General features: G+C 66.6%; 27 protein-coding genes. 12 read left to right on the top strand and 15 right to left on the bottom strand.

From position 1 onward, the window contains the following. Positions 1–14 precede the first annotated feature (14 nt). The gene (locus CYD53_RS13420; protein WP_103718577.1) at positions 15–464 is read right to left on the bottom strand and encodes a YybH family protein; all 450 of its coding nucleotides are present in this window, start codon (positions 462–464) and stop codon (positions 15–17) included. A 168-nt stretch (positions 465–632) separates the two neighbouring features. Between CYD53_RS13420 and CYD53_RS13425 the strand changes: the two genes are divergently transcribed. The 3 genes from CYD53_RS13425 to arsB are packed head-to-tail and all read left to right on the top strand — an operon-like array spanning position 633 to position 2,502. Beyond that, the gene (locus CYD53_RS13425) at positions 633–965 is read left to right on the top strand and encodes an ArsR/SmtB family transcription factor (protein WP_103718578.1); all 333 of its coding nucleotides are present in this window, start codon (positions 633–635) and stop codon (positions 963–965) included. A gap of 11 nt (positions 966–976) precedes the next feature. Beyond that, positions 977–1,408 (top strand): arsenate reductase (glutaredoxin), encoded by a 432-nt coding sequence (gene arsC, locus CYD53_RS13430; protein ID WP_103718579.1) that lies wholly within the window; start codon positions 977–979, stop codon positions 1,406–1,408. Further along, a complete protein-coding gene (arsB, locus tag CYD53_RS13435; RefSeq protein ID WP_103718580.1) occupies positions 1,405–2,502 on the top strand; it encodes an ACR3 family arsenite efflux transporter in 1,098 nt (365 codons plus the stop codon). The genes arsC and arsB overlap by 4 nt, the downstream gene beginning before the upstream one ends. A 21-nt stretch (positions 2,503–2,523) precedes the next feature. Here arsB and CYD53_RS13440 read toward each other — a convergent pair whose 3' ends face one another. Continuing rightward, on the bottom strand, positions 2,524–3,009 hold the full coding sequence (locus CYD53_RS13440; RefSeq protein ID WP_103718581.1) for an Lrp/AsnC family transcriptional regulator: 486 nt from the start codon (positions 3,007–3,009) through the stop codon (positions 2,524–2,526). Between the two features lie 129 nt (positions 3,010–3,138). Here CYD53_RS13440 and CYD53_RS13445 point away from each other — a divergent pair, with 129 nt between their 5' ends. Next, positions 3,139–4,425, top strand: coding sequence for an aminotransferase-like domain-containing protein (locus CYD53_RS13445; RefSeq protein WP_181011852.1), 1,287 nt, complete (start codon positions 3,139–3,141; stop codon positions 4,423–4,425). Here the strand turns inward: CYD53_RS13445 and CYD53_RS13450 are convergent. Both CYD53_RS13450 and CYD53_RS13455 read right to left on the bottom strand, forming a co-directional pair. Further along, complete coding sequence (locus CYD53_RS13450; protein ID WP_425428292.1) at positions 4,400–5,302, bottom strand: DMT family transporter; 903 nt, start codon at positions 5,300–5,302, stop codon at positions 4,400–4,402. The genes CYD53_RS13445 and CYD53_RS13450 overlap by 26 nt on opposite strands. 184 nt (positions 5,303–5,486) lie before the next feature. Then, entirely contained in the window at positions 5,487–6,521 is a 1,035-nt protein-coding gene (locus CYD53_RS13455; protein WP_103718583.1) for an aspartate-semialdehyde dehydrogenase, read from the bottom strand. 456 nt (positions 6,522–6,977) lie between these two features. On the opposite strand from CYD53_RS13455, the gene CYD53_RS13460 reads away from it, so the two are divergent. Beyond that, entirely contained in the window at positions 6,978–8,078 is a 1,101-nt protein-coding gene (locus tag CYD53_RS13460; protein ID WP_103718584.1) for a hypothetical protein, read from the top strand. A 316-nt stretch (positions 8,079–8,394) separates the two neighbouring features. Next, positions 8,395–8,700, top strand: coding sequence for a hypothetical protein (locus CYD53_RS13465; protein WP_092172246.1), 306 nt, complete (start codon positions 8,395–8,397; stop codon positions 8,698–8,700). 145 nt (positions 8,701–8,845) lie between these two features. On the opposite strand, the gene CYD53_RS13470 is transcribed toward CYD53_RS13465, so the two are convergent. After that, positions 8,846–11,257, bottom strand: a complete 2,412-nt coding sequence (locus CYD53_RS13470) for a transketolase-like TK C-terminal-containing protein (RefSeq protein ID WP_103718585.1) — start codon at positions 11,255–11,257, stop codon at positions 8,846–8,848. A gap of 342 nt (positions 11,258–11,599) precedes the next feature. Here CYD53_RS13470 and CYD53_RS13475 point away from each other — a divergent pair, with 342 nt between their 5' ends. Continuing rightward, entirely contained in the window at positions 11,600–12,085 is a 486-nt protein-coding gene (locus tag CYD53_RS13475) for an Lrp/AsnC family transcriptional regulator (RefSeq protein WP_103718586.1), read from the top strand. Positions 12,086–12,208: 123 nt separating this feature from the next. Further along, positions 12,209–13,558, top strand: coding sequence for an MFS transporter (locus CYD53_RS13480; RefSeq protein ID WP_103718587.1), 1,350 nt, complete (start codon positions 12,209–12,211; stop codon positions 13,556–13,558). 131 nt (positions 13,559–13,689) lie between these two features. Here CYD53_RS13480 and CYD53_RS13485 read toward each other — a convergent pair whose 3' ends face one another. Beyond that, complete coding sequence (locus CYD53_RS13485) at positions 13,690–14,856, bottom strand: patatin-like phospholipase family protein (RefSeq protein WP_103718588.1); 1,167 nt, start codon at positions 14,854–14,856, stop codon at positions 13,690–13,692. Between the two features lie 224 nt (positions 14,857–15,080). Here CYD53_RS13485 and CYD53_RS13490 point away from each other — a divergent pair, with 224 nt between their 5' ends. Both CYD53_RS13490 and CYD53_RS13495 read left to right on the top strand, forming a co-directional pair. Next, positions 15,081–15,863, top strand: a complete 783-nt coding sequence (locus tag CYD53_RS13490) for a 3-hydroxybutyrate dehydrogenase (protein WP_103718589.1) — start codon at positions 15,081–15,083, stop codon at positions 15,861–15,863. 130 nt (positions 15,864–15,993) lie between these two features. Beyond that, positions 15,994–16,740 carry an acetoacetate decarboxylase gene (locus tag CYD53_RS13495; RefSeq protein WP_103718590.1) on the top strand — a complete coding sequence of 249 codons (747 nt, stop codon included), beginning with the start codon at positions 15,994–15,996 and terminating at the stop codon, positions 16,738–16,740. Positions 16,741–16,899: 159 nt separating this feature from the next. Here CYD53_RS13495 and CYD53_RS30270 read toward each other — a convergent pair whose 3' ends face one another. The 7 genes from CYD53_RS30270 to CYD53_RS13525 form a co-directional block, all read right to left on the bottom strand. Further along, positions 16,900–17,076, bottom strand: a complete 177-nt coding sequence (locus CYD53_RS30270) for a hypothetical protein (RefSeq protein ID WP_181011853.1) — start codon at positions 17,074–17,076, stop codon at positions 16,900–16,902. Continuing rightward, the gene (locus CYD53_RS13500; RefSeq protein WP_103718591.1) at positions 17,063–17,542 is read right to left on the bottom strand and encodes an SAM-dependent methyltransferase; all 480 of its coding nucleotides are present in this window, start codon (positions 17,540–17,542) and stop codon (positions 17,063–17,065) included. The genes CYD53_RS30270 and CYD53_RS13500 overlap by 14 nt, the downstream gene beginning before the upstream one ends. 15 nt (positions 17,543–17,557) lie before the next feature. Further along, on the bottom strand, positions 17,558–18,322 hold the full coding sequence (locus CYD53_RS13505; RefSeq protein ID WP_103718592.1) for a molybdate ABC transporter substrate-binding protein: 765 nt from the start codon (positions 18,320–18,322) through the stop codon (positions 17,558–17,560). Between the two features lie 5 nt (positions 18,323–18,327). Beyond that, entirely contained in the window at positions 18,328–19,137 is an 810-nt protein-coding gene (locus CYD53_RS13510; protein ID WP_103718593.1) for a molybdate ABC transporter substrate-binding protein, read from the bottom strand. 4 nt (positions 19,138–19,141) lie between these two features. Beyond that, entirely contained in the window at positions 19,142–20,020 is an 879-nt protein-coding gene (locus CYD53_RS13515; protein WP_103718594.1) for an ABC transporter substrate-binding protein, read from the bottom strand. 72 nt (positions 20,021–20,092) lie between these two features. Next, the gene (locus tag CYD53_RS13520; RefSeq protein ID WP_103718628.1) at positions 20,093–20,815 is read right to left on the bottom strand and encodes an ATP-binding cassette domain-containing protein; all 723 of its coding nucleotides are present in this window, start codon (positions 20,813–20,815) and stop codon (positions 20,093–20,095) included. Between the two features lie 5 nt (positions 20,816–20,820). Continuing rightward, positions 20,821–21,522 (bottom strand): ABC transporter permease, encoded by a 702-nt coding sequence (locus CYD53_RS13525; RefSeq protein ID WP_425428293.1) that lies wholly within the window; start codon positions 21,520–21,522, stop codon positions 20,821–20,823. Positions 21,523–21,749: 227 nt separating this feature from the next. Between CYD53_RS13525 and CYD53_RS13530 the strand changes: the two genes are divergently transcribed. After that, entirely contained in the window at positions 21,750–22,640 is an 891-nt protein-coding gene (locus tag CYD53_RS13530; protein ID WP_103718595.1) for a helix-turn-helix transcriptional regulator, read from the top strand. A 251-nt stretch (positions 22,641–22,891) separates the two neighbouring features. Here CYD53_RS13530 and CYD53_RS13535 read toward each other — a convergent pair whose 3' ends face one another. Both CYD53_RS13535 and CYD53_RS13540 read right to left on the bottom strand, forming a co-directional pair. Continuing rightward, on the bottom strand, positions 22,892–23,677 hold the full coding sequence (locus CYD53_RS13535; RefSeq protein WP_103718596.1) for a hypothetical protein: 786 nt from the start codon (positions 23,675–23,677) through the stop codon (positions 22,892–22,894). A 19-nt stretch (positions 23,678–23,696) separates the two neighbouring features. Next, a complete protein-coding gene (locus tag CYD53_RS13540) occupies positions 23,697–24,833 on the bottom strand; it encodes a DSD1 family PLP-dependent enzyme (RefSeq protein ID WP_103718597.1) in 1,137 nt (378 codons plus the stop codon). Positions 24,834–24,990: 157 nt separating this feature from the next. On the opposite strand from CYD53_RS13540, the gene CYD53_RS13545 reads away from it, so the two are divergent. Next, positions 24,991–26,811 (top strand): ABC transporter ATP-binding protein, encoded by a 1,821-nt coding sequence (locus CYD53_RS13545; protein WP_103718598.1) that lies wholly within the window; start codon positions 24,991–24,993, stop codon positions 26,809–26,811. The last annotated feature ends 94 nt before the right edge of the window (positions 26,812–26,905 follow it).

The following is a 26,905-nucleotide window of genomic DNA, read 5'->3' on the forward strand; positions in this document are numbered from 1 at the left end:
CCGATCGACGGCCGCTATCCGCCGCCCAGCCGCTTCGACGGCTCGTATTGATCCTCGAGCCGGTTGGCGTGCCGGTGCAGCAGGCGCCAGCCGCCATCCTCGAACCGGAACACATGGGTGACCCGGTTCGACCATTGCGTCGGCTGCTCCATGCCGAGCATCGTCACGCTGAAGGTCTCGATATCGGTCGTAAAGGCGAGATCGGCGCCCACCACGGTGGTGATGTTCCTGTGGCTGACCGTTCCGCCCTTGAAGCGTTCCGCCGCCCAGTCCCAGCGCCGCGAGACCTCGTCCCAGCCCTTTTCATATCCGCCCCAGCCATAGAAACTGGTCGCATCGTCGCGATGCGAATAGAACGCCTTGATCGGTCCGACATCGCCATTGGCGACATGGGCGAGCGCCGTTTTCAGCGTGCCAAGGGCAGCCTCGAAAGCCTCTCTCGCCGATTGTGATGCGCTGTCCATTCCGCCCTCCCGCAAGCCCGGAAGGCTAGCATGACCGGCAGGGCGTCAGGCAAGCTCCAGCCGCCGTGAAGCCGCATCGACAAATCGAAACGGCAGTCTTTCTGAGAATGCCGGTGCCGCAGAGAATGTCGCGCTTGCATGATCATAAATATCCATTAATCTGGATATATGGAAACCAAAACAGCCATCACCGCGCTCGGCGCCTTGGCGCAGGCGACTCGCCTCGACAGCTTCCGCCTGCTGGTTCGCCATGAGCCCGCAGGCCTGGCCGCCGGCGAGATCGCCCGCCTCCTCGACGTGCCGCAGAACACCATGTCGGCGCATCTGGCGATCCTTGCGCGCGCAGGCCTGGTCAGATCGGAACGGCGCAGCCGCTCGATCGTCTACCGCGCCGATCTCGATGGGCTGCGCGCGCTGACCCTTTTCCTGGTCAAGGATTGCTGCGCCGGAAAGCCCGAGCTTTGCGCGCCGTTGATCGCCGAACTGACCCCGTGCTGCTGAGTGGGACCCGCATGAGCACCGACATCGTCATCTATCACAACCCGGCCTGCGGCACCTCGCGCAACACGCTGGCGATGATCCGCAATGCCGGAATCGAGCCGCATGTCGTCGAATATCTGAAGACGCCGCCGGCGCGGGCGCTGCTGGTCCAGCTGATCGCGCGTGCCGGCATGGCGCCGCGCGACCTGCTGCGCGAGAAGGGCACGCCCTATGCCGAACTCGGCCTCGGCGACATGTCCCTGCCCGACGATGCGCTGATCGACGCGATGATGGCCCATCCCATCCTGATCAACCGGCCGCTGGTGGTCTCCCCCCTCGGCGTCAGGCTCTGCCGGCCCTCCGAGGCCGTGCTGGATCTGCTGCCCGCGCCCCAGAAGGGTGCTTTCACCAAGGAGGATGGCGAGCGCGTCATCGACGAGACCGGAGCGAGGATTTCGGCATGACGACCGCGCCCGCTCCCGAAAGGCTCTCCTTCCTCGATCGCTACCTCACCCTCTGGATTTTTGCGGCGATGGCGCTCGGCATCGCGCTTGGCACGACCTTCGCCGGCCTGCCCGCCGCACTTGAGAGCCTCTCGATCGGCACCACCAACGTCCCGATCGCGATCGGCCTGATCCTGATGATGTACCCGCCGCTGGCGCGCGTCCGCTATGAGGAATTGCCCGCCGTCTTCGCCGACAAGCGCGTCTTGGCGCTGTCGCTGGTCCAGAACTGGCTGATCGGCCCCGTCCTGATGTTCGCGCTGGCGGTGATCTTCCTGCGCGACCAGCCGCATTACATGACCGGGCTGATCCTGATCGGGCTCGCGCGCTGCATCGCCATGGTGCTGGTCTGGAACCACCTCGCCAAGGGCGACAACCAATATGTCGCCGGTCTCGTCGCCTTCAACTCGCTCTTCCAGATCCTGTTCTTCAGTATCTATGCCTGGTTCTTCCTCAGCGTCCTGCCGCCGCTGTTCGGGCTGGAGGGCAGCGTCGTCGCGGTGAGCTTCTGGACGATCGCGCAGGCGGTTGCGATCTATCTCGGCATCCCCTTCCTGGCCGGCTATCTGACGCGCCGCATCCTGACCGCGCGCCGAGGCCGGGAATGGTACGAGGAAAGCTTCCTGCCGCGCATCGGGCCCATCACGCTGGCCGCGCTGCTCTTCACCATCGTCGCGATGTTCAGCCTGAAGGGCGGCGATCTAGTGCGCCTGCCTTTCGATGCGGTGCGGATCGCGATCCCGCTGGCGCTCTATTTCGTGGTGCAGTTCCTGATCAGCTTCGCCATGGGCAGATGGATCGAGGCCGACTATCCCCGCACCACGGCCGTCGCCTTCACCGCCTCGGGCAATAATTTCGAGCTTGCCATCGCGGTTGCGATCTCCAGCTTCGGCCTCGCCTCGCCGGTTGCTTTTGCCGCCGTGATCGGCCCGCTGGTCGAGGTGCCAGTCCTCGTCCTGCTCGTCCATGTCGCGCTCTGGCTCGGCCGCCGCTGGTTTTCCGCACCAGCGCCGGCAACCGACCTCCCGACGATCGCCGGGCGGGCAGCGCCCTGACGACGGCCATGGCGGGCGAAGCTATGTCTTGGGCCTGGCCTTGGCGGGCACCGACAGAAGCCGATTCGACGTCGTCGCCTCCAGGATGACCATCGTTGAGGTCTCGGCGACGCAGGGGATGGACTGCAGCGCCTCGGTGATGAAACTCCGCAAGGCCTCGATATCCTTGACCCAGACCCGAAGCAGATAATCGACATTGCCGGTCACCAGCAGGCATTCCGTGATCTCGGGCCGCCCCTGGATCGCGGTCAGGAACTGGCTCGCCGCATCCGGGCTCTGCTTGGCGAGCCGCACGCTCACCATCACGCAGATGCCGAAGCCGAGCGCCGCGGGGCTGATCCGCGCCGCATAGCCCTCGATCACGCCGGTTTCCTCGAGGCGCTTGATGCGCCGGCTGCACGGCGTGGGCGACAGGCCGACCTGCTCGGCAAGCTCCAGATTCGAGATCCGCCCATTGGCTTGCAGGGCGGCCAGGATTCGGCGGTCGATCTGATCCAACTCGACCATGAAGCTTTTTCACTCCCATTGGCCGGAATGAGAGCGATTAACGCTCCATCGCCCGGCACTCGCGCGAAACATTGCACGGACTCGCTCCGATCACGAGCGCTATTGTCCTTTGAGCGGGAGGACCAGGACATGACGATCTCGAAAAGCCCGGCGGCCGGAAATCGTCCGGGCTGCGCGCAATGGCTCAAGACGAGCAACAGCATCTCCCAGCAATTTCTCGCCTTTGGCGGTCGCCCCGATGTGGTGAGCCTCGCCGGCGGCCTGCCCGCGGCGGAGCTCTATCCCCTCGCGGCGATCCAATCCGCGACGCAGCGCGCGCTCGAACGGCACGGGCCGGCGGTCCTGGAATATGGTGCGATCGAGGGCTTTCCCGCCCTGCGCCGGCTGATCGCGGCGCGCATCTCCGCCGAGACAGGCGGGCACTTCACGCCTGAGAACGTGTTGCTGACCAGCGGCTCGATGCAGGGCCTCGACCTGATCGGCAAGGTGCTGGTCGATCCCGGCGATCTGATCGTTGCGCAATCGCCGACCTATCTCGGCGCGCTCGACGCCTGGCGACCGCGCGCGCCGCTCTACAGCAAGCTCGACTGGGATCTGCGGGAGCCCGGCTTCGAGGATGCCCTCGCGCGGGCCAAATTCGTCTACTCCGTGCCGAACTATTCCAACCCGACCGGAGTGCTGGTTTCGCAGGAGCGGCGCGCCGCCTTGCTCGACAAGGTGCTGACTGCCGGCACATGGCTCGTCGAGGACGATCCCTACAGGACGATCCAATTGGACGGGCCGCCCGGCCACAGCATCCTTGGCCATTATGTCGCGCGGCATTCGCGCGCCTATGACGGCCCGGTGATCTATCTCGGCACCGTCTCGAAGAGCCTGGTTCCGGGCCTGCGTGTCGGCTGGATCGTCGCCGAGCCCGGCATGATCCAGGCGCTGACGCTGGCGAAGCAGGCGACCGATCTGAGCAGCAGCATGCTGACCCAGGCGATCACGCTCGAACTGCTCGAGCAGGATTTCGACAGCGAGCACGCCAAGACGATCGTTCCGCTCTACCGGGAGCGGCGCGACGCCTTGTGCGATGAGGCGGCCCTGCGCCTGGGCGAATGGTTCGAATGGGAGGTGCCGGTCGGCGGCATGTTCGTCTGGATGCGGGCCAGGAACCAGGCGATCGACACCGACGAACTCTACCGCTTCGCGGTCGAGGAGAAAGTCGCCTTCGTGCCCAGCAGCGTCTTCGACTTCACTGGCCAGGACCGCTTCGCGATGCGGGTCAATTTCACCCGCAGCTCCCCGGAGGTCATCACCGAGGGCGTGCGGCGCCTGGAGCGCGCCATCGCCACTTACGTCTCGTCGCGCGCCCAACTCCAGGGCTCGAATCGTCCACGCGACAGCCTCAGCCCTGCAGCAGCCGCGCCTTGATGCGCTCGCGATGCGCGGTGTAGAGGCCCGACCCCGCGATGATCATCGCGCCGACCAGCGTCCAGGCGTCGGGCAGAACCGCGAATAGGAAAAAGCCGAAGATCGCGGCCCAGAGCAATTGCATGTAGGAGAACGGCGCCAGCAGCGAAGCGTCGGCATAGCGGAACGCCTGCACCACCAGCCAATGGCCGATCGTCGAGGAGGCGCCGATGAAGACGCCGAGCCACACCATCTCCGCGGTGAGAGGCTGCCAGGCGAAGGGCATGACCGCGCTGACGATCGCAAAGCCGATCATCGCAGAATAGGCCAAGGTCGTCAGCGGGCTCTCGGTCCGGCTCATCATGCGGGTCACGATCAGCGCGAAGGCCCAGGTCGAGGCCGAGACGACCGGCAGCAGCGAGGCGAGCTGGAAGCCAGCCCCGCCCGGCCGCACCACGATCAGCACGCCGAGCAGCCCGACCAGCGTCGCGGTCCAGCGCCGCCAGCCGATGGTCTCTCCCAGGATCGGGATCGACAAGGCCGTGACGAACAAGGGAGCGACGAAGCTCGTCGCCGTGGCGTCGGCGATCGGCAGATATTTCAGCCCGATCACGAACAGGATCGAGGAGCCGGTGACGCCGAGGCCGCGCAGGAATTGCAGCATCGGCTTGCGCGTCCGCAGGCGCTCTAGGCCGCCGCTGCGCGCCACGATGGCGAGCATGATCAGGGTGAAGACGCCGTAGCGCAGCCAGGTGATCTGCAGGGGCGGAACCGTGGTGGTGAGCAGCTTCGAGACCACGTCCGACGCGTTCAGGAAGACGGTCGACAGCAGGATCAGCCCGATGCCGCGAAAGGCATTGTCGCGACGCGGCGGCAACGCCGCCGTCACAGGCGGCAAGGGTGTCGGTTCTGGATGGGGAGCGTTTGGCAAATCATCGACGCGCAGGATTGAAACCCGACGCTAATCGATTTGATCCATCCCGCGTTGCGCAAAGATCGAACGGCGACCATGCATGGCCGCGCCCGTCAAGACAAAGGCGGGCCTAAGGCCCGCCTCGATCAGCAGATGGCTGCGCCTCGCTTCACGCCGCCTTCTTGCGCGGCTGGATCAGCTTGCGGTTGATCAGCACCTCGGCGATCTGCACCGCGTTCAGCGCGGCGCCCTTGCGCAGATTGTCGGAGACGCACCAGAAGGCGAGACCGTTCTCGACCGTGTTGTCCTCGCGGATGCGCGAGATATAGGTCGCGTCCTCGCCGGCCGCCTCATGCGGGGTGATGTAGCCGCCGGGCTCGTGCTTATCGATGACGAGGATGCCGGGGGCGGTGCGCAGCACCTCGCGCGCCTCATCGGCCGTGACCGGCTTCTCGCACTCGATGTTGACGCTCTCGGAATGGCTGATGAAGACCGGCACGCGCACGCAGGTCGCGGTCAGCTTGATCTTCGGATCGAGGATCTTCTTGGTCTCCGCCATCATCTTCCACTCTTCCTTGGTGAAGCCGTCCTCCATGAAGACGTCGATCTGCGGGATGAGGTTGAAGGCGATGCGCTTGGGGAACTTCTTCGTGGTCATCTCGCCGGCGGAGAAGATCGAGCGCGTCTGGTTGAAGAGCTCGTCCATCGCCTCCTTGCCGGCGCCGGAGACCGACTGATAGGTCGAGACGACGACGCGCTTGATGCCATACTTGTCGTGCAGCGGCTTCAGGGCGACGACGAGCTGGGCGGTCGAGCAGTTCGGATTGGCGATGATGTTCATCTTGGTGAAGCCTGCGGCAGCAGCGGCGTTCACCTCCGGCACGATCAGCGGCACGTCGGGATGCATGCGCCAGGCCGAGGAGTTGTCGATGACGACGCAGCCCTGCGCGCCGATCTTGGGCGACCATTCCTTGGAGACCTCGCCGCCGGCCGACATCAGGCAGATATCGGTGTCGGAGAAGTCGTAATGCTCCAGCGCCTTAACCTTCAGCGTCTTGTCACCGAAGGAGACCTCGGTGCCGATGGACCGGGAAGAGGCGAGCGCTACGACCTCGCTGACCGGGAAAGCCCGCTCGGCCAGGATATCGAGCATCTCATGGCCCACATTACCCGTGGCGCCGACAATCGCGACCTTGAAGCTCATTGTGATAGTCCTTTTGGATGAAACCGGTTTGGTCTCCCCCGGGGTTGCCGGCCCGCTCGATGCTATGAAGCAGGTTCGGCGATTATCCCCGCCGGGGGGAGAGAACCCGGAACCGAGGCGAAGGTCAGCGCGACGTAACCGTTTTACCGGTCGTCGTTTTGGTCGTGCGTTTCGTCGTCTGACGGACGGTCACAGGGCCAATCCCGAAGGGCTGAAGGCTTCGCGTCGGCGCAAGGCAGGTTTCCCCGCGCGCCTTACCGCAAGTCAAAACACCCAAGGCAGCCAAAAGTCAACGTCCCCCGCTGTTAACCCTGCTCCTTGACCTCGGATTTACGCTGTTCGCGGATAGCCCGCCGGCGGTAACCCGGCGCTGACTCACGCCCGGCCAGTCTCCGCGCGGGTGAAGACGAGCCGCGCACACGACGCGGCCACTAACCATTAAGGTGAGTTCCGGTCGTGTCGCGTCATCTCGCATCGCTCTTGCTCGGCAGGCTCCGCTCGCATTGGCCGGCGATCACTGCCGCCGCCAAGGCCACCGGTCGGGCCGCCTCCGCAGCGGTCGATCGCAGCAGGCCTCGTCTTGTGCGCTTCGATCTTGCGCGCTTCGACGGGGTCGCCGCGCTGATCCGCTGCGCCGACGCGATCGAAACCGGCTTTGCCGTGCTGCTGCGCGGCGCCCTCGCCATTTTCGGCCGTCGCGGCCTGGGGCTGACCGGCGGACTGGTCTGGCGCGGGCTTGCCGCCCTGACCGGCATCGGCCTGACGGCGAGCCTCGTCACCGCCTTGTCCGCCGCCGGCGACAGCGAGCCACGCCTCGCCAGCCTGACGATTCCCGCTGCCAGCGAGAGCCGCCCGATCCGCGATGTGCTCCTGGAGCCGCGCCAGCAGGCGCTCACTGGCGACAACTGGCTCAAGATCACCCGGCCGATCGCGATGTTCGGCCTGGAATCGCCCGAGCTCGACCGCCAGCAGGCGGCCTATGAGGCGATGCGCAGCCAGGACGGGGCCCGCCGCCAGGACACGCTGAGCTTCGGCGCTTTTGATGCCGACAAGCCGCATCTGCGATTGCGCCTGCTCGTCACTCATAACAGCGAGGCGCGGCCGCAGCCTTTCATCATCGCGTTGGTGCGCGAGGCCTCCGAGCGCGGCATGTCGATCCAGCGCAGCGGCGTTCCGACCTCGATCGAGACCCGCTTCGGCACGGTGGAGACCGCCGATACGACGCTGAGCAACGGCGACGCCAGCCGCCCCTGCATCGCCTTCCGCAAGAGTCCCGGTGACATGAAGAGCGCAGGCGACCTGCCGCTCGGCCTCAGCGGCTGGTGGTGCGGCGCGCCCGGGCGCCCGGCCGACCGCCAGCAGCTCGTTTGCCTGATCGACCGGATCGACCTGCTCGCCGCCGGCGAGGACAAGGCTCTGCGCTCAGCCTTCGCCCGCACAGAGCTCGCCCGCCAGCCGGCCTGCGCGCCGCCGCGCCTCTCTGCCACCGGCCGCAAGGCCTCCTGGCTCGACGCCGACGGCTCGGCTCCCGCGCTGAAAACGGCAGCAAGGCGCTGACCATCGACTTCAAGACGCGCGAAGCCCTCATCCTGGCGAGCCAACGAATTCCAGCGCCCTTCGAGACGCCCTGGAGCCGGAGCGACGCGAAAGACCGGTTCCGACTTTTTCGCGCCTTGTTCTAGCGCGGCCCCCCCAAGACGGGACAGTGTTTCCTGAACTGGCGCTTGAAATCTCTGGAGACGCAAAATCTCACTTTCGCGTGCGTTGCCTCTGGCGAAGGCGAACAAAACCGTTAACTACGAGGGAGTATCGTCGCGTCATCCCGCATCGTGACAGATGCCCCGCTGCCCGTCGTCTCAGGAGACCTTTCGTCATGCGTTCCTTCCAGCGTTTCGCCGCCGGCTTCGGCCTTTCGCTCGTGGCGCTGACCGTCGCGACGACGATTGCCGAGGCGCAGAATCGCCGCGGCCCGCTGCGCATCACCGTGCAGAAGCGCAGCTATTTCGACCTCGGCAATGTCGTGCCGGTCGGCTCGATGAACAATTACGCCAGCCAGCATTTCGCCGCCACGCCGGTCTATGCCAGCACTGGCGAATTCTATGGCGAGGGCACCTTGCCGGGCCGCATCGGATCCGGCGTCAACCCCTTCGCCAACAGCTTCTCGACCCCGCGCTTCTGAGGCGGATGTCATCCCGCACGCGCTGCAGCACGAAGTGTTGCTGCGCAGATGCGGGACCGCGCGACGCGAAGGCGCCTCTTTCTGCTGACGGTCCCGTGTCTGCGCGGCGGCATGAATGCCGCAGCGCGCACGGGATGACAGGGCCCTACGGCAGCGCCTTCAGATAGCGCACCGGCCGGCCCGGAGCCGCCGCTTGCGCGGCATGCACGATCGCGTTCGCATCGATGCCGAAATGGCGGTAGAGGTCGGCGACCGTGCCGGTCTGGCCGAAATGCTCGACGCCGAGCGCCTTCTGCTTGTGGCCATGCACGCTGCCGAGCCAGGCCAGCGTCGCCGGATGCCCGTCCAGCACCGAGACGATGCCGCAATCGCGGGACAGCTCGCCCAGCAAACGCTCGATATGGCTCGTCGCCTGCTGGTTGCCGCGCTGGCGCGCCCGCTCGGCCGCCTGCCAGCCGGCGTTGAGCCGGTCGGCCGAGGTGATCGCGAGCAGGCCGACATCGCGCCGGTCCTCACCGAGCAGCCCGACGGCCTCGATCGCCTCCGCCGCGACAGCGCCGGTATAGGCGACCACCACCGAGGCATTGGGGCCGGGCTTGCGCAGCCAATAGGCGCCGTCGATGATCGCGTGCTCGAGCTCCGGCGTCATCGCCCGCTTCGGCTGCTCGAGCTGCAGCGTCGAGAGCCTCAGATAGACCGAGCCGCCGGTCTCGTCGCGCAGCCAGGTCCGCTCATTGGGATCGCCCTCGCCATCCCTCTGCAGATAGTCGAAGGACCAGCGCATCATCACCGCAAGCTCGTCGACGAAAGCCGGCTCGAAGGCGCAAAGCCCATCCTGGCTCATTCCGATCAGGGGCGTGGCGATCGACTGATGCGCGCCGCCCTCGGGCGCGAGCGTGACGCCAGACGGCGTCGCCACCACCATGAAGCGGGCATCCTGGTAGCAGGCATAGTTCAGCGCATCCAGGCCGCGCGAGATGAACGGGTCGTAGAGCGTGCCGATCGGGATCAGGCGCTCGCCGAAGATCGAATGCGACAGGCCCAGCGCCGAGAGGTTGATGAACAGGTTCATCTCGGCGATGCCCAGCTCGATATGCTGGCCCTTGGGCGAGAACTCCCATTTCTGCATCGAGGGGATGCGCTCATCCTTGAAGGTATCGGCCATCTCCGCCCTGGCGAACAGGCCGCGCCGGTTGACCCAGGGCCCGAGATTGGTCGACACGGTGACGTCGGGCGCGGTCGTGACGATGCGGTCGGCCAAGGGCCCGCCGCGCTTGGCGAGATCGTCCAGGATCTTGCCGAAGCCCATCTGGGTCGACATCACCGCCTGGATGCCGGCCTCCAGCCTCTCGGGCACCGGCAGTTTCGGCGCGCTCTTGCGGCGCCGGCCCTCCGAGAAGAAGGGCACCTTGTCGAGGAAGGCGCGAAGCTCGCTCTGCGGCAGTGACAGCCCCTCGAACAGATCCCATTCATGGCCGGGCCGGACCGCATTGGCGGTCTTGAAGCCCTCCATCTGGTCCTTGGTCATCAGCCCGGCATGGTTGTCCTTGTGCCCGGCGAGCGGCAGCCCGAAACCCTTGACGGTATAGGCCAGGAAACAGACCGGGCGATCATGATCGACGGCCTCGAAGGCTTCGAGGATCGAGGGCAGGTCATGGCCGCCGAGATTGCACATCAACCTGGATAGCTCGGTGTCGGAGCGGCTCTCGATCAGCTTGGTGACCGGCCCCTGATCGCCGAGATCGTCCATCAGCCGCTTGCGCCAGGCCGCCCCGCCCTGGAAGGTCAGGGCCGAATAAAGCTGGTTCGGGCAGGAATCGATCCAGGCCTTCAGCCGCTCGCCGCCTTTCTCCTTGAAGGCCGCCTGCTGCAGCGAGCCGTATTTCAGCGTCACGACGTCCCAGCCGAAATTCCTGAACATCTGCTCGAAGCGGTCATAGAGCCCTTCGCGGATGACGGCGTCGAGCGACTGGCGGTTATAGTCGATCACCCACCAGGTGTTGCGCAGGCCGTGCTTCCAGCCCTCCATCAGGGCTTCGAAGATGTTGCCTTCGTCGAGCTCGGCATCGCCGATCAGCGCGACCATGCGGCCGTCCTGGCGCTTCTCGCCCCAGCCATGCGCCTTGACGTAATCCTGCACCAGCGAGGAAAACAGCGTCTGCGCCACGCCGAGGCCGACCGAGCCGGTCGAGAAATCGACATCGTCGATATCCTTGGTGCGCGAGGGATAGCTTTGCGCGCCCTTGTAGCCGCGGAAATTCTCCAGCTTCTCGCGCGTCTGCAGCCCCATCAGATAGTTGATGGCGTGGAAGATCGGCGAGGCATGCGGCTTCACCGCGACCCGGTCCTGCGGCCGGAGCACGCCGAGATAAAGCGCCGTCATGATCGTCGCGAGCGAGGCCGAGGAGGCCTGATGCCCGCCGACCTTCATGCCGTCCTCGCTGGCGCGGAGATGATTGGCGTTGTGGATCGTCCAGGAGGCGAGCCAGAGGATCTTCTTTTCCAGCTCGGCCAAGATCGGCAACCGGGAATCTTTGGGCAGGCGCGGGTTGGACATAGCAGGCTCTCGCGAGGATGGAGGGCGCAACCCTTCGGGATCCAAGCGCGGGGAACTCCTCTCCTGTAAGGAGAGGGGCAGGGGTGAGGTGTAGGCCCGAAATCATCGAGCCTGAACGCCGACGGCGGCGACGTTTCGGGCCGCTGGTTGGACGGCCTACCCCTCACCCTGCCCTCTCCCTATGGGAGAGGGTTCCCCGCGCCCTTCATCGAACGTGTCGCGTGTGACAAAAAGCTGGACTGCGATCATGCATGGTTTCCGCAGCGTTGGCAGCTAAAGACATGAGCCGCGGCTTCCCCAATTGGCGGTTTCCGCTAATCCTGGGCCTGAAAGCGAGAGACCATGCCAGAACACAGACTAGACGACATCGACCGCCGCATCGTCCAGGCTCTCCAGGCCGACGGGCGCATGAGCATTCAGGATCTCGCCGGCAAGGTCGGACTCTCGCCAAGCCCCTGCGCGCGGCGGGTCCGGCTGCTGGAGGAGGCCGGCGTGATCAAGGGCTATGTCGCGGTCGTCGACCAGGACAAGCTCGGCCTGCCGGTCTCGGTCTTCGCCTCGATCAAGCTCGAGCGCCAGCGCGAGGAGGAGCTCGATCGCTTCGCCGCGATCGTGGCCCGTTGGCCCGAGGTCGCCGATTGCTATCTGATGACCGGCCCGCGCGACTACCTGCTGCGCATCATCGTCAGCGACCTCGCGGCCTATGAGCGCTTCCTCAAGGACAAGTTGACCCGGCTCGACAATGTCGCCTCGATCGAATCGAGCTTCGCGCTCGGACAGGTAAAGCGTTCCTTCTCGGTGCCGGTCGAGCTGGGCAAGGGCGTCTGAGGCAAGGACGCCTTGGGGAGGAAGCGGCCTCCGGCAATGAAGTGATGCATAGGTGGCATGGCGACGCAATTATATGACGTCAGACATGCGTTGAGCGCATTGATTGCAAATCGGCTTTCCGCTATGGCCGCCAGCTCCCCGAGTTCGATCACCGAAAGCTGTCCCGTGTCGTCCCCCGTTGCCGCTTCTGCCGCCAATTCGCCGGCCCGCATTCTCTTCGCCAGCCTCATCGGTACGACGATCGAGTTCTTCGACTTCTATATCTACGCCACCGCCGCCGTGCTGGTGTTCCCAAAGCTGTTCTTCCCTGGCGGGGACGCGACCTCGGCGATGCTGCAATCGCTGGCGACCTTCGCCATCGCCTTCTTCGCGCGGCCGATCGGCGCAGCGATCTTCGGGCATTTCGGCGACAGGATCGGGCGCAAGGCCACGCTGGTTGCTGCCCTGATGACGATGGGCCTGTCGACCGTCGTGATCGGCCTGTTGCCGACCTATGCCAGCGTCGGCGTCCTGGCTCCGCTGCTGCTGGCGCTGTGCCGCCTCGGCCAGGGCCTCGGGCTCGGCGGCGAATGGGGCGGAGCCGTGCTGCTCGCCACCGAGAACGCCCCTCCCGGCAAGCAGGCCTGGTACGGCATGTTTCCGCAGCTCGGTGCCCCGATCGGCTTCATCTGCGCCACCGGCAGCTTCCTCTTGCTGACCGACCTGCTCAGCGACGCGCAGTTCTATGCCTTCGGCTGGCGCATTCCTTTCCTGGCCAGCGCGCTTCTGGTCTTCGTCGGGCTCTATGTCCGGCTGCGCCTGACCGAGACCCCCGAATTCCAGAAGGCGATCGACAAGCATGAGCGCGTCCGCATGCCGATCGTCGCGGTGGTGTCGCAGCACAAGGCCCATCTCCTGCTCGGCACCATCGCGGCGCTGGCGACCTTCGTGCTGTTCTACCTGATGACGGTGTTCTCGCTGAGCTGGGGCACCACGGCGCTGGGCTATGCGCGCGGGCAGTTCCTGCCGGTGCAGATGGTCGGCGTCGTCTTCTTCGGGCTGGCGATCCCGCTCTCGGCGCTGCTCGCCGACCGTTTCGGCAATCGCCGGGTGCTGTTCTGGACCACGCTGGCGATCGCGGCCTACGGCTTCCTGTTCACGCCGCTGTTCGTTCCCGGCGACCTCACCGCGATCACGCTGTTCTTCGTGCTCGGCTTCGGCTTGATGGGCTTCACCTATGGCCCGCTCGGCACCGCGCTGGCGGAGCTCTTCCCCACCGCCGTGCGCTATACCGGCGCCTCGCTGACCTTCAATCTCGGCGGCATCGTCGGCGCGTCGCTGGCGCCCTATATCGCGACCTGGCTCGCCAGCCATTACGGCATCGCCGCCGTCGGCTGGTATCTCACGCTCGGCGCGCTGTTCACCGCCGCGGCGCTGGCGGCGATCGGCACCGTGGTGCGCGCCCGCCTGCCCGCGGCTGGCAAACTCGCCTGAGGGCTGTTCCGGGAGAGCACGCTGTCGAGCGCGGAACCGCCGCGTCATGGTCGGGCTTGACCCGACCCTCTCGTAAACCAGAATGCTCTGGTCATGAGATTCTTGAGGCGCACAAGCCCGAGAATGACGTTCTACCGCCGCTCGAAATCCCTGTGCACGTCATGCGCCACGATTCCGGCGCCGTCGGGCGGGATCCTCAGCCAGTCCTTGCGGGTCAGCGTCTGCCTGGTGTCCTCATAGCCTGATTTCCAGTGTTCCTGCATCGAGGTGCGCGAGAACTCGTAATCCTTGGCATGGCCCTCATAGGATTTCTGCTGATAAATCAGTTGCAGGATGGTGTGCTCGGGCATCAGCGCGAGCTCGTCGCGCAGCGTCCGCTCCTCCTCGCTCAGGCTGCCCTCAGGCACCTTCGTGAGCGCCTGATGCGTCTTCTTCTTCCAGTTCTGGATCAGCGCGAACAGATCCGTCGTCAGGCGTGTGCGCGAGGAATAGGTGATGTCCTTCTGCCGGCCCATCACGTCCTGCATCGTGCGTGGCAACGCGCCGCGCGCCGAAAACAGATCGACCTGGAAGATCAGCGAGTTCAGCGTGTCGTCCTGAGCCAGGAGATGCTGCAGCGGCGTATTGGAGACGAGGCCGCCGTCCCAGTACTGCTCGGTGCCGATCTGCACGGTCGGGAAGGCCGGCGGCAGCGCCCCTGACGCCATCACATGCTCGGGCCCGATCGCCTCCTGCGCGTTGTCGAAATAGACGAAATTGCCCGAAGCCGCATTGACCGCCCCGACCGAGAACCGGACCTCCTTGCGGTTGATCAGGTCGAAATCGACCAGCTCCAGCAGGGTCTCACGCAAGGGTTTCGTGTCGTAGAAGCTGGTGGCGTCGGTTGCACCGGCGGCTGCCAGGAGCGGGCTCGTCCGGCGTGGCTCGAAGAAGCCGGGCTGGCCCAGCAGGGTGGTGAAGAAGGACGAGGTCGCGTTGCGCGCCTGGCGGTAGAGGTCGCCCTCCGGCGTGAACCACCAGACCTTGCGGTCGGTGATGCGATCCCAGAAAGCCTTGAGTCGCTCCAGCCGGCGCTCACGCGGATTGCCGGCGATCAAGGCCGAATTGATCGCGCCGATCGAGACGCCCGAGATCCAGTCGGGCTCGATATCGGCCTCGTGCAGCGCCTGATAGACCCCCGCCTGATAGGCGCCGAGCGCGCCGCCGCCCTGGAGCACGAGCGCGACGCGGTCGCAGCGCTCGGGCCGCCAGCCGAGATAGCGGCTTTCCGAAAGGGAGACGGAGGGAGGAGCGTTCATGGCGCGGATGTCCTCAGGCTGATCGCACTGCAACAATAATAGTGCCAACTTTTGGATGAGAGACAGCCATATCAAGTGACAGCGATATGACGCCAGGACGCTGTCATCGTCCCGTCAGGCAAGCTTCATCGCCGCGTCAGCTTCCCCCATCACGCCTCGGGCACAGATTTTGCGGCACAGCATGCGCCGGCAAACCGGTCCGGGCTTTGGAGGGAGAGAGCAGCATGTTGAAGGGCAAGACCGCCGTCGTCACCGGCTCGACCTCTGGAATCGGCCTCGCCATCGCCCGCGCCTATGCGGCCGAGGGCGCCAATGTCGTCATCAACGGTTTCGGCGCGCCAGACGCCATCGAGAAAGAACGCGCCGGCATCGAGGCCGATTTCGGCGTAGCCGCGCGCTATTCCCCCGCCGACATGGCCCATGGCGGCGCCATCGCCGCGATGATCACCGACGGCGAAAGCGAGTTCGGCGCGGTCGACATCCTGGTCAACAATGCCGGCATCCAGTTCGTCTCGCCGATCGAGGACTTCCCCGTCGAGAAATGGGACGCGATCATCGCGATCAACCTCTCGGCCGCCTTCCACGCCATCCGCGCCGCGCTTCCGGGCATGAAGGCGCGCAAATGGGGCCGCATCATCAACACGGCCTCGGCCCATGCGCTCGTCGCCTCGCCGTTCAAATCGGCCTATGTCGCCGCCAAGCACGGCATCGCCGGCCTGACCAAGACGGTCGCGCTCGAAGCCGCGACCTTCGGCATTACGGCGAACGCGATCTGCCCCGGCTATGTCTGGACGCCGCTGGTCGAGAAGCAGATACCCGAGACCATGGCGGCGCGCGGCCTCACCAAGGAACAGGTCATCAACGACGTGCTGCTGCACGCCCAGCCGACCAAGCAGTTCGTCACCAGCGAGGAGGTTGCAGCGCTTGCGGTCTTCCTCGCCTCGGACGCCGCGAAATCGATCACCGGCGTCATCCTCCCGATCGATGGCGGCTGGACCGCCGAATAGGCCAGAGCGTCGCGCGAAAACTGGCTACCGGTTTTTCGCGTGAGCAAGGCTTTCAACTCTTGGAATCGATCACGTTTCGCCTTCGGCCAGTTCCGTCCGAAGGCGACGTGATCCAGAGGGCGACACCGTCATGAACCGCAAGGACATCCTCGATCTGCCCTCGATGCCACTGGCGGGGCCGAGTTACCCGGCCGGCCCGTACCGCTTCATCGACCGTGAATACATGATCATCAGCTACGAGACCGATCCGGAGCTGATCCGCCACCATTTGCCCGAGCCGCTGGTCCCGCTCGACTCACCCATCGTGCATTACGAATGGATCAAGATGCCGGATTCCTCCGGCTTCGGGACCTATACCGAGAGCGGCATCGTCATCCCCTGCAAGTTCGGCGAGGAGGAGGTCTCCTTCGTCTCGCAGATGTATCTCGACCTTGAGCCGCCGATCTCGGCCGGCCGCGAGATCTGGGGCTTTCCCAAGAAATATGCCCATCCCAAGCTGGAAGTGGTCAAGGACACGCTCACCGGCACGCTCGAATATGCCGGCCAGCAGGTCGCCATGGGCACGATGGGCTACAAGCATGAGAGCCTGGCCGGCAATGGCGTCAGGACGACGGCGATGCTGACCAAGACGCAGGTCAACCTCAAGATCATCCCCGGCGTCGACGGCGAGCCCGAGATCTGCCAGCTCGTGGCGCTGAAGCTCACCGACATCACGGTGAAGGGTTCCTGGATCGGCCCCGGCCGTCTCCATTTGATCCCGCATGTCAACGCGCCGGTTGCCGACCTCCCGGTGCGAAAGGTCATCGGCGCGCACCATTTCATCGCCGACCTGACCTTGCCTTTCGGCCGGAAGATCCATGACTACATGAAGGGATGAGTAGGCAGGCCTCCGGAGCGACCCCTTTGTGCCTGGAAGCACGCCGTCATCCCGGCCGTAGCCCTCGGGTCTGATCTTCGATCGGCCCAAGGATCAACTCCGCGAAGTGCCGGGATTAAAAGCGCGTCATGGGTCGGGCTTGCCCCGGCCATCTCGACATCAGAGTGCTCTGGTCATCGCGGCCGGCGGCCCGGCGGGAAAGCCGCGCTCGACCTTGGCCGGAATCGCGATCTCACGCCCAGCCCCCTCGCGAACAGCAGCCGCATGCGCGCTACGCGGCGCCGCCACCATCGTGGCTGGGCCAGCGAGCACCAGGCGGCGGTCAGGATGCCCCATGGCGATGCTCCTGGGATGGCGACTGGGCGCAGCGGTTCGGCTTCACATCGAGCAGGGGCGTGCCGTCGAGGCAGTCGAGCCCGCGCACGATCAGCGCGCCCTCCTCGACGCGCAGCAGCCGCGCCCGTGACAGCGCGATCGGATTGGGCCGTACCGGCGAGCGCAGGGCGAAGGTACCAAGCGGCTCCGCCCCGCGCGGCGTCTGGGTCACGAGATCGCGCCGTGCCTGATGCATCCAGTAGAGCAGGTCGAGATGGGTGAAGGCCGCGATCCCCATCAAGGCCGCATGCCATGGCGCGTCGATCTCGACGCGGCATTCCGGACCGTTCTCGCTGTCGCCCTGGCGCGGGCACTGGTCGCGCGTCACGAAAGGCGTAGCGATCCGGCCGATGAAGACGAGATGCGCATCCTGCCTCTCGGGCAGGGGCGCGGATGTCTCGCCCGGTCGCGTCGCCTGCCAGTCCATCCGCGCTTGCTCCGTTCAGTTCGTGTCGCGCGGCAGGGTCGGTGCGGCGAAGCCATGCTTCGCCAGGATCTCCTGCCCGGCCCGCGAGAGGATGAACATGGCGAGCCGCCCGGCATTTGGCGAGGCCTTCGCCATCACGGTCAGGCCGTAATCGGCTCTCACCGACAACGCGGCCGGCAAGCGCACCAGCTGGAGGCCGGGCTGTTCCCGCGTGATCGCCTCGGCATTGGTGCGATAGGCCAGGAACAGATCGGCCTCCCCCGTCGCCAGCTTGTGCCCGTAGACATTGGCGCCGGAGGGCGCCGCGATGCTCGCCCACCCGCCGGTCAATTGCAGCGCCTTGGCTTCCAGCGCCGCCTTCGCCCCGGCTTGCAAGGCCTCGGCCCGGGCGAAAACCTGGAAGGCGTAGTCGCCGGAAGGGTCGGCCTTCGGCGTCGAGGTGCCGAGCTTGATCGCGGGATCGAGCATGAGCGCGAGCAGGGTCTCAGGAGAAACCGCAACCTCCGGCCGTGCGAAGGCGCAAAGCTCGTTGCGCGCAAACAGCACGACCGGCCCCGCCAGCCCCGCTTCTGCCAGCGCTTCGGGATTGCCGAGATCGGCCGAGGCGAAGAGATCGGCCGCCTCGCCCTGGGCGATCCGCTGCTTCAGCAGGCCCGATGCGCCGCAGACCAGTTCGACCGTGTGGCCGGTCCTGGCTTCGAACGCCGCCGCGACCTCGCCCAGCGCCGCGCGCAAACTGCCAGCGGCCAGGAGCCGGATCGGCGGAAGGGCCACTGCCATCGCCGTCAACTGCCCTCGCGCGGCGCGGCCGGAGCAGTGAAGCCGTGCCTGGCGAGGATGCGCTGGCCCTCCGGCGACAGGATGAACATCGCCAGGCGATAGGCATTGATCGAGGCGCCGTTCATCACGGTCATCCCGTAATCGGCGCCCACGGCCAGCGCCGGCGGCAGCCTGACCATGCGCTGGCCCGGCTGTTCGCGCGCGATCGGCAAGGCATTGGTGCAATAGCCCAGGAACAGATCGGCCGCCCCCGTCGCCAGCAGATGGCCCGTGCCGTTCCTGTCGGCCGGGGTCGGCGCGCTGTTGGGGCTGCCGACGAGCTGGAGCGCCTTGGCCTCCAGGGCCGCCCTGGCGCCGGGCTGCAGCGCCTCGGCCTTGGCGAAGATCTGCCAGGCATAATCACCGGACGGGTCCGCCTTCGGCGTCGAGGTACCGAGCTTGACCGCGGGATCGAGCATGCGCGCCAGCAGCGTCTGCGTCGTCACCTCGAGCCCGGCGCGGGCAAAGGCGCAGGTCTCGTTGCGGGCGAAGAGCACGACGGGCCCGGCCTTGCCCTCCTGGGTCAGGGCGAGCGGATGGCTCATATTGGCGGAAGCGAAGACCTCGGCCGCCTCGCCCCTGGACAGGTTCTCGCGCAACAGGCCGGAGGGTCCGAAGCTGGTCTTGACCGGCAGTTTGGCCGCCGCCTCGAAGGCCTGGGCGACTTCGGTCAGCGCATTGCGCAGGCTGCCGGCGGCGTGGAGCAGCACCGGCTGCTCGGCCCGCGCGACGGAGCAGGAGAGCCCGAACAGAGCGGCGAGGATCAGGCGACGCATCGGTTCAGGCTCCCGCCTGCGTCGCATTCGGGAAGAACAGTTGCTGCCCGTCGATCTTGTACTCGGCGATCGCCTTCTGGCCTTCCGGGCTGATGAGCCAGTTCACGAAGGCCTGGCCGTCACTGACCTTCACATGCGGATGCTTGGCCGGGTTCACCGCCATGACGCCATATTGGTTGAACAGGCGCCGGTCGCCCTCGACCGCAATCGTGAGATCGCCGCGGTTCTTGAACGCGATCCAGGTGCCGCGATCGGAGAGCACATAGGCACCCATGCCGCCGGCCGTGTTGAGCGCAGCGCCCATGCCCTGGCCGATATCGCGATACCAGGAGCCCTTCTTCTGATCGAGATCGATGCCAGCGATCTTCCAGAGCGCGAGTTCGGCGGAGTGGGTGCCGGATTTGTCGCCGCGCGAGACGAAGGGAGCGCTTTTCTCCTGGATCGCCTTCAGCGCAGCGACGATGTCCTTGGTGCCGGCGACGCCGGCCGGGTCGCTCTTCGGGCCGATCAGGACGAAGTCGTTATACATCACCGGCTTGCGCTCGAGCGCGAAACCCTCAGCCAGGAACTTCTCCTCCTGCGCCTTGGCATGGACGAAGACGACATCGGCATCGCCACGCCGCCCGGTATCGAGCGCCTGACCGGTGCCTTGCGACACCACCCGCACCTCGATGCCGGTCCTGGCCTGGAACAAGGGCAGGATATGCCCGAACAACCCGGAATCCTGCGTCGAGGTCGTCGAGGAGACGGTGATGAAGCGCGTGCCCGCCGCGGCCGGGGTCGATGCCGCCGGCGGCGCGACTGTGGCGGTCTGGGCGAGCGCAAGGCCGGCAAGAGCGGCCGAGAAGCCAGCAATGAGCAAGAGGCGTCTGGGCGCGATCATGGTCGTCTCCTCATTATGGTCGTCTCCTGGGTTTCTGGTTTTGGCAGCAATCGGCTTCTCGGGACGAGCGCCTCACCAGATCAAATCTCCGGCGAGGAAGGCGCTGGCCTCCATCGTCTGCGGCTCGGCGAAGAAGTACTCGGCGAGGGAATCCTCGATCAGCCGGCCCCGGTGCAGGAACAGCACGCGATCGGCCAGCCGCTTCGCCTGGCCGAGATCATGCGTCGACATCAAGACCGTGATGCCCTCCGCCACGAGACCGGTCAGCAGCTCCTCGATCTGCCGTGTCGCGGCGGGATCGAGCTGCGAGGTCGGCTCGTCCAGGAAGAGCAGTTCGGGCCTCAAGCTCCAGGCGCGAGCGATGGCGAGGCGCTGCTGCTCGCCGCCCGAGAGCAACCGCGCAGGCTGCGTCGCACGCTCGGACAGGCCGAAGCGCCCCAGCGCAGCCTGGGCGCGCTCGCGCCGCTCCATGCGCGCGACGCCCGCGGCCGCCAGCGCATGATCGATATTGGCCTCGACCGAGCGGCGCAGCATGATTGGCTTCTGGAACACCATGGCGTGGCGTTTCGCGCGCCCGGTCGCACTCGCCGCCCAGCGCACGCGGCCCTCGCTCGGTGTCAGCAGGCCGTGGCAGAGCCTGAGCATCAGCGATTTGCCGGCGCCATTGGGCCCGAGCAGCACGGTGACCCCGCCCGCAGGCACGACGAGGCTGACCGCATCGACCAATTTGCGCCCTTCCCCACGGAAGGAGATGCTCTCGAGGCTGAGCGGCAGGATCGAGGTCACGTCACGCATCATGGTCATCCGGCATAGCGGGCGCCGATGCGACTCGCCCCGAAGGCGACCGCATTGATCGCCAGCGTCAGCGCGATCAGCACGAGCCCGAGCCCCAGCGCCAGCGGCAGGTCACCCTTGGAGGTCTCCAGCGTGATCGTCGTCGTCATGGTGCGGGTGTAACCGGCGATATTGCCGCCGACGATCAGCACCGCGCCGACCTCGGCGCTCGCCCGGCCGAAGCCGGCGAGCAGCGCGGTCGCCAGCGCAAAGCGCCCGTCGAACAGCAGCGTCGGGATGGCGCGCATCCCCTCCAGCCCGACCGAACGCAGATGGTCGCGATACTCGCTCCAGAGGTCCTCGACCGTCTGGCGTGTCAGCGCGATCACGATCGGCAGGACCAGGATGACCTGAGCCGCGATCATCGCGGTCGGCGTGAACAACAGCCCGAGCGGACCGAGCGGGCCCGAGCGCGAGAGCAGCAGGAAGACGAAAAGCCCGGCCACGACCGGCGGCAGGCCCATCAGCGCATTCAAGCAGACGATGACGACCGAGCGGCCGGGAAAACGCGCAAGCGCCAGCGCCGCCCCAAGCGGCAGGCCGATCAGCCCTGCGATCAGCACGGCGCTCAGCGTCACCCTGAGCGACAGGCCCACGATCGCCAGGAAACCGGGATCGAGCCCGACCACCAGCGCGAAGGCCGCCTTGAAGATCGCCGCGAAGTCCACCTGCCCGACCCCACTCTGCGTCAGCTTGCTCGCGCAGCCCTCATCCTCAGGAGCGCTTCCGAAGGAATCGCGTCTCGAAGGATGGTCCAGGGGACGCCGCTGACGCGGCATCCTCAGGATGAGGGCTTGAGAGTAACGCACACACACACCCTGCAAACACTTGTGATTTCTAGCGTTCAATGCGACCAATTGCCAATCTCGGAATAAGAACAGCTCAGCACATTCCAATGCAGGACCGGATCTATCTGACCACCGAGGAGGCCGCCGCCTATCTGCGGCTCAAGGAGCGTAAGCTCTACGAACTCGTTGCCCATGGTGCCGTGCCCTGTACCAAGGTCAGCGGCAAATGGCTGTTCCCGCGTGCGGCGCTCGACCGCTGGCTCGAGTCCGGGCTGGCGCGGCCCGAGGGCATGCAGCCCACGAGCCCGCCGCCGATCATCGGCGGCAGCCAGGACTCGCTGCTCGAGGTCGCCGTGCGCGATTCCGCCTGCGGGCTGGCGCTGTTGGCGGAAGGCTCGCAGGCCGGGCTCGACCGGCTGACGCGCGGCGAGGTCGCCATCGCCGCGATCCATCTCCATGCGACGCCCGATGACGACGCGGCCAACCTGGCCGCGATCCGGGCGGAGCCCGGCCTGTTCGACGCGGTGGTGATCGGTTTCGCCCGGCGCGAGCAGGGCCTGCTGACCGCGCCCGGCAATCCGCTCGGCCTTGCCGGCATCGCCTCGGCGGTCGAGAGGCGTGCCCGCTTCGCCCGCCGCCAGCAGGGCGCCGGCGCGCAATTGCTGCTGACGAGCCTGATGGCGCGCGACGGCGTCCCCGACGGCCGCATGGTCATGGCCGGGGGCGTCTGCGCCACGGGCCAGGACCTTGCCCTGGCGATCCGCACCGGCCGCGCCGATTGCGGCATCGCCTCGCGCGCCGTCGCCGCCGCCTTCGGCCTCGATTTCCTGCCGCTGGTCTGGGAGCATGTCGACCTGGTGATGCGCCGCCGGACCTATTTCGAACCGGCGACGCAAACCCTGCTCGCCTGGATGCGGGGACCCGACATGGCGGCAAGGGCGCGCGAACTCGGCGGCTATGATCTGGCGCAGAGCGGCGAAGTCAGGCTGAATCGCTGAGAGGGCAGACGGGGCTTTCGGTCTGGGCACTACTTCCCTTCCCCCCTCGCGGGGGAAGGTGGCAGCGCGAAGCGCTGACGGATGAGGGGGCGCTGTGAGTTTTCCACTTAGCCGAACACGACGCCAACCGGAAAAGGCACGGCGCCCCCTCATCCGCCCCTCCGGGGCACCTTCTCCCGCCGGGGGAGAAGGGAAGTCGGCCGCGCGGAGCCAGCTCCCTCCCCGAGAGGGTACTCCGCGTTAGCCAATTCTCACGCAGGACCACCAAAATCTCGCCAGGCGCCGACCCGGTGCACCGCCTCCCGGTCCCGCCCGGTCTCCCCGAACGGCGAGACCGGCCAGTCCCAGCTCTCATCCGGCTCGGGGAGCGCGACGCCGCGCATCAGGTCGAGCCGCTCGATCAGCGCCCCGGCCCTGTCGCGCTCGACCATCTCGACATCGCTGAGCAGGACGACTTGCCCCTGAAAGCGCGCGAGATCGTCGAGATGCCAGGCGATGCAGCGCGCCGGCAGATCGACCGGGAAGGCGGCAGCCCGCCCCGGATTCTCCTCCAGCCAATCCTCCACCGGCCAGGCGAGCTGCGAGAGCAGATTGGCCGAGATGACGAGATCGATGCCCGCATCCGTGACGAGATCAGCAACGGGGTCGAACCGACCCTCGCTCTCCCCCGCAAGCCAGCCCATCACGCCGCTGAGATCGCGCGTCAGGAGCGTGACCTTGCGGCGAAAGGCCATGCGCAGCCTGACCGGCGGCAGATGCACGGCGTCGACCAGCAGCACGCGCGCAAAGCTGGCGCAGAGCAGGTCGAGCGGCACGTCACGCACCAGCCCCGAGCCGAGCACGACGACGCAGCGCCGGGATGGCAGCGCCACGACCACATCCGCCACCACGGCGCGGCAGCGCCCATGATGCGCAGCCCAGGCCTTGCGATGGCGCAAGCCGCGCGCCCACAGCGCAGTGCTCTCCGACAAGAGCCCCAGCCGCCGCGTCATCCGCCCGGCCGGAGTGATCAGCCTGAGCGCGAATTCGGCGAGCATCGCATGCTCCGGGATGCGTTCAGGTCAAGGCGCCGCGCGCCGCCACCGGCCAGAGCGCCTCGACATGGGCGTCGGGCCCGTGCATCCCGCGCACGCAGACATACCAGTCGTGCAGGTTCACCGTCGGGTCGCAATGGCCCGGCACGAGCAGGATATGTTCGCCGCGATGCGGCAGCGCGATCGGGTCGCCTGTCAGCACGCCATGCTCGTCGGAGGGTTTCGTGTAGACCGCGCCCTCGCGCCGGAACGGCATCGGCATGCCGGAATCGATCGCCGCCGCCTTGTGCCCGGCATCGACGATGGCGCGGTCGGGCACCGGCTTGCTCATCACCCCGGTGAGGATGAAGAGCGCATGCTCGAAGGCGCGGAACGGCGTGCCGTCCGCCTGCCGGTTGCGGGCGTAGTCGGCGTCCATGAAGATGTAGGAGCCGGCCTGGATTTCGTTCCAGATGCCTGAGCCGGTCTCGATCTCATAAGTGCCGGTGCCGGCCCCGCTGACGACGCCGCAGCTCAGGCCGGCCTGGGCCAGGCGCTCGACCGTGTTGCGCGCCGAGAGGCCGGCGCGCTCGATCGCCTCGCGCCGCTCGTCGATCGAGCGCATATGCTGGGCCGTGCCGTGATAGGCCTGCAGGCCGCCGAAGCGCAAAGTGTTGCTGCGCGAAACCGCCTCGGCGATCCTGACCGCCGCCTCGCCGGGCGCGACGCCGCAGCGCCGCCCGCCGACATCGATCTCGACCAGGACATCGAGCACGACATCATGGCGCGCGGCAGCTTCGGCCGCTTCGCGCACCCCGTCGAGATGGTCGACACACAGGCTGATCTTGGCGCTGCGGGCGAGCTGCGCCAGCCGGTCGAGCTTGGCGGCACCCGCGACCTCGTTCGAGACCAGCACGTCCTGCACGCCGCCCGCGACCAGGATCTCGGCCTCCGAGACCTTCTGGCAGCATTGCCCGACGGCGCCATGGGCGATCTGGCGCAAGGCGATCTCGGGGCTCTTATGCGTCTTGGCATGCGGCCTCAGGCGAACGCCATGGGCCTGCGTATAGGCCGCCATGGCGACGAGGTTGCGTTCGAAGGCATCGAGGTCGAGCACCAAAGCGGGGGTGTCGATCTCGCTGAATCTCTGGCCGGCTTGGGCCGGCGGATGCAAGGGCATGGGCTGTCGCAATCTCCTGAATCGGTTGTGGCTATCGGACGCCAGCTTCGTGTCTGGAGCAAGACCTCGCTGCGCGTGCCTGCCTTGCGAGGCTCGAATCCTTCGGAAACACGAAGCCCGGTAGCGCTTGCGCCAGCGTCGTGATAGGCCCCGCGCCATGAAGATCGGCCGCGTTACCGACGACACTTTCGCGCTTTTCGCCCGCGTCTGGCGCGAGCAGGGCAAGACCTACCTGCCGCAGATGGCGATGATCATGGGCCTCGTGGTCGTGATCGCCGCGACGACGAGCTTCTATCCACTGCTGATCAAGGCGGCGTTCGACGCCTTCGCCGACCCGCTCAGCGCCGAGGCGACCGGCTTCGTGCGCCGGATGGAGCGCCTCGTCTCGAAATCGATCGACTTCGAGATCGGCGTCGTCAACGCCGTCGCGATCGTCGTTGTCATCGTCACCGCGATCAAGGGCTTCTCCCTGCTGACGCAGACGGTGATGACCAACAGCGTCGTCAGCCGCATCGAGGCCGACATGCAGACGCAGCTCTATGCGCATCTGATCGATGCCGACCTCGCCCAGCTTCAAAAAGAGAATCCCGCCTCCCTCACGCAGCGCTTCACCACCGACTTCACCTTCGTCAAGGAGGCGCTGACGCGGCTCGTCAACATCGCGGTGCGCGACGTGCTGACCGCGATCGCGCTCGTCGGCGCCCTGCTCTGGATCGACTGGCAGATGACCCTGGTCGTGCTGCTGATCGCGCCGATCGTGGCGCGGCCGATCGGCCGCATCGGCAAGAAGCTGCGCCGCATGGCGGTGTCTCAGCAGGAACAGACCGGCGTGATGGCGAGCCTCGTCACCGAGAGCCTGCAGGGTGCGCGCGCCGCCAAGACCGATTCGCTCGAGCCCTATCTCAAGGCGCGCGCGGCGGCCGCCTTCGAATCGATCCGCGCCGTCAAGATGAAGTCGGCCAATGCGCGCGGCCGGCTCGATCCGCTGCTCGAGGTCGCGGGCGGCATGGCGGTCGCGGGCGTGCTCGCCGCGATCGGCGTGCGCATCACTTCGGGCGGCTCCACGGTCGGCGATTTCACCGGCTATGTCTCGGCGCTGCTGCTGGCGGCGCAGCCGATGCGCTCGCTCGGCAACCTCAACGCCATCGTCCAGGAGGCCGGCGCCTCGCTGAAGCGCTATTACTCCCTGATCGACGAAAAGCCGGTGATCACGCAGCGCCCCGACGCCAAACCGCTTGCGGTCGGGGCCGGCGAGATCGCCTTCAAGGGCCTGCGCTTCCGCTATCGCGACGACGCCCGCGCGCTGGAGGGCATCGACCTCGTCGTCCAGGGCGGCAAGATGACGGCGCTGGTCGGCCGCTCCGGCTCCGGCAAATCGACCTTGCTCGCCTTGGTGCCGCGGCTCTACGACCCCAGCGAGGGCCGCATCGAAATCGACGGGCAGGATCTGCGCGACCTCTCGCTCGCCAGCCTGCGCAGCCAGATCGGCGTGGTCAGCCAGGATGTCGTGCTGTTCGACGATACGGTGCGTGCCAATATCAGCTTCGGCCGGCCCGACGCGACCGAAGACGAGATCATCGCCGCAGCCAGGGGCGCCGCCGCGCATGACTTCATCATGGCGATGCCGGAGGGCTATGACAGCCAGGTCGGCGAGCGCGGCTCGAAGCTTTCGGGCGGCGAGCGCCAGCGCATCGCGATCGCCCGCGCCATCCTGAAGGACGCGCCGATCCTGCTCCTCGACGAGGCGACCAGCGCGCTCGACACCGAATCCGAGCGGCTCGTCCAGCAGGCGCTGGCCCGCTTGATGCAGAATCGCACCACGCTGGTGATCGCTCACCGTCTCTCGACCGTGCGCGAGGCCGACCTCATCGTCGTGCTGGACGAAGGCAAGATCGTCGAGACCGGCAGCCACGACGCCCTGCTGGCGCGCGACGGCAGCTATGCCCGGCTGCACCGGCTGCAATTCGTCGAGAGCTGAGGTGTTCAGTCCCGGCATTTGATGGATTGGATCGAGCCTGAATCGTTCTGGCTCTGAAGTCCAGCATTTGCAGATGAACTCGTAGGGTGTGAGC

Origin of the sequence: Allobosea psychrotolerans (assembly GCF_002917105.1) — a bacterium.
GTDB classification, from domain to species: Bacteria; Pseudomonadota; Alphaproteobacteria; order Rhizobiales; family Beijerinckiaceae; genus Allobosea; species Allobosea psychrotolerans.

What these genes read in the sequence shown, in the direction of transcription:
- CYD53_RS13420 (WP_103718577.1), bottom strand. Translation starts at nt 464, where the DNA reads ATGGACAGCGCATCACAATCGGCGAGAGAGGCTTTCGAGGCTGCCCTT.
- CYD53_RS13425 (WP_103718578.1), top strand. Translation starts at nt 633, where the DNA reads ATGGAAACCAAAACAGCCATCACCGCGCTCGGCGCCTTGGCGCAGGCG.
- arsC (WP_103718579.1), top strand. Translation starts at nt 977, where the DNA reads ATGAGCACCGACATCGTCATCTATCACAACCCGGCCTGCGGCACCTCG.
- arsB (WP_103718580.1), top strand. Translation starts at nt 1,405, where the DNA reads ATGACGACCGCGCCCGCTCCCGAAAGGCTCTCCTTCCTCGATCGCTAC.
- CYD53_RS13440 (WP_103718581.1), bottom strand. Translation starts at nt 3,009, where the DNA reads ATGGTCGAGTTGGATCAGATCGACCGCCGAATCCTGGCCGCCCTGCAA.
- CYD53_RS13445 (WP_181011852.1), top strand. Translation starts at nt 3,139, where the DNA reads ATGACGATCTCGAAAAGCCCGGCGGCCGGAAATCGTCCGGGCTGCGCG.
- CYD53_RS13455 (WP_103718583.1), bottom strand. Translation starts at nt 6,521, where the DNA reads ATGAGCTTCAAGGTCGCGATTGTCGGCGCCACGGGTAATGTGGGCCAT.
- CYD53_RS13465 (WP_092172246.1), top strand. Translation starts at nt 8,395, where the DNA reads ATGCGTTCCTTCCAGCGTTTCGCCGCCGGCTTCGGCCTTTCGCTCGTG.
- CYD53_RS13470 (WP_103718585.1), bottom strand. Translation starts at nt 11,257, where the DNA reads ATGTCCAACCCGCGCCTGCCCAAAGATTCCCGGTTGCCGATCTTGGCC.
- CYD53_RS13475 (WP_103718586.1), top strand. Translation starts at nt 11,600, where the DNA reads ATGCCAGAACACAGACTAGACGACATCGACCGCCGCATCGTCCAGGCT.
- CYD53_RS13480 (WP_103718587.1), top strand. Translation starts at nt 12,209, where the DNA reads ATGGCCGCCAGCTCCCCGAGTTCGATCACCGAAAGCTGTCCCGTGTCG.
- CYD53_RS13485 (WP_103718588.1), bottom strand. Translation starts at nt 14,856, where the DNA reads ATGAACGCTCCTCCCTCCGTCTCCCTTTCGGAAAGCCGCTATCTCGGC.
- CYD53_RS13490 (WP_103718589.1), top strand. Translation starts at nt 15,081, where the DNA reads ATGTTGAAGGGCAAGACCGCCGTCGTCACCGGCTCGACCTCTGGAATC.
- CYD53_RS13495 (WP_103718590.1), top strand. Translation starts at nt 15,994, where the DNA reads ATGAACCGCAAGGACATCCTCGATCTGCCCTCGATGCCACTGGCGGGG.
- CYD53_RS30270 (WP_181011853.1), bottom strand. Translation starts at nt 17,076, where the DNA reads ATGGGGCATCCTGACCGCCGCCTGGTGCTCGCTGGCCCAGCCACGATG.
- CYD53_RS13500 (WP_103718591.1), bottom strand. Translation starts at nt 17,542, where the DNA reads ATGGACTGGCAGGCGACGCGACCGGGCGAGACATCCGCGCCCCTGCCC.
- CYD53_RS13505 (WP_103718592.1), bottom strand. Translation starts at nt 18,322, where the DNA reads ATGGCAGTGGCCCTTCCGCCGATCCGGCTCCTGGCCGCTGGCAGTTTG.
- CYD53_RS13510 (WP_103718593.1), bottom strand. Translation starts at nt 19,137, where the DNA reads ATGCGTCGCCTGATCCTCGCCGCTCTGTTCGGGCTCTCCTGCTCCGTC.
- CYD53_RS13515 (WP_103718594.1), bottom strand. Translation starts at nt 20,020, where the DNA reads ATGATCGCGCCCAGACGCCTCTTGCTCATTGCTGGCTTCTCGGCCGCT.
- CYD53_RS13520 (WP_103718628.1), bottom strand. Translation starts at nt 20,815, where the DNA reads ATGCGTGACGTGACCTCGATCCTGCCGCTCAGCCTCGAGAGCATCTCC.
- CYD53_RS13530 (WP_103718595.1), top strand. Translation starts at nt 21,750, where the DNA reads ATGCAGGACCGGATCTATCTGACCACCGAGGAGGCCGCCGCCTATCTG.
- CYD53_RS13535 (WP_103718596.1), bottom strand. Translation starts at nt 23,677, where the DNA reads ATGCTCGCCGAATTCGCGCTCAGGCTGATCACTCCGGCCGGGCGGATG.
- CYD53_RS13540 (WP_103718597.1), bottom strand. Translation starts at nt 24,833, where the DNA reads ATGCCCTTGCATCCGCCGGCCCAAGCCGGCCAGAGATTCAGCGAGATC.
- CYD53_RS13545 (WP_103718598.1), top strand. Translation starts at nt 24,991, where the DNA reads ATGAAGATCGGCCGCGTTACCGACGACACTTTCGCGCTTTTCGCCCGC.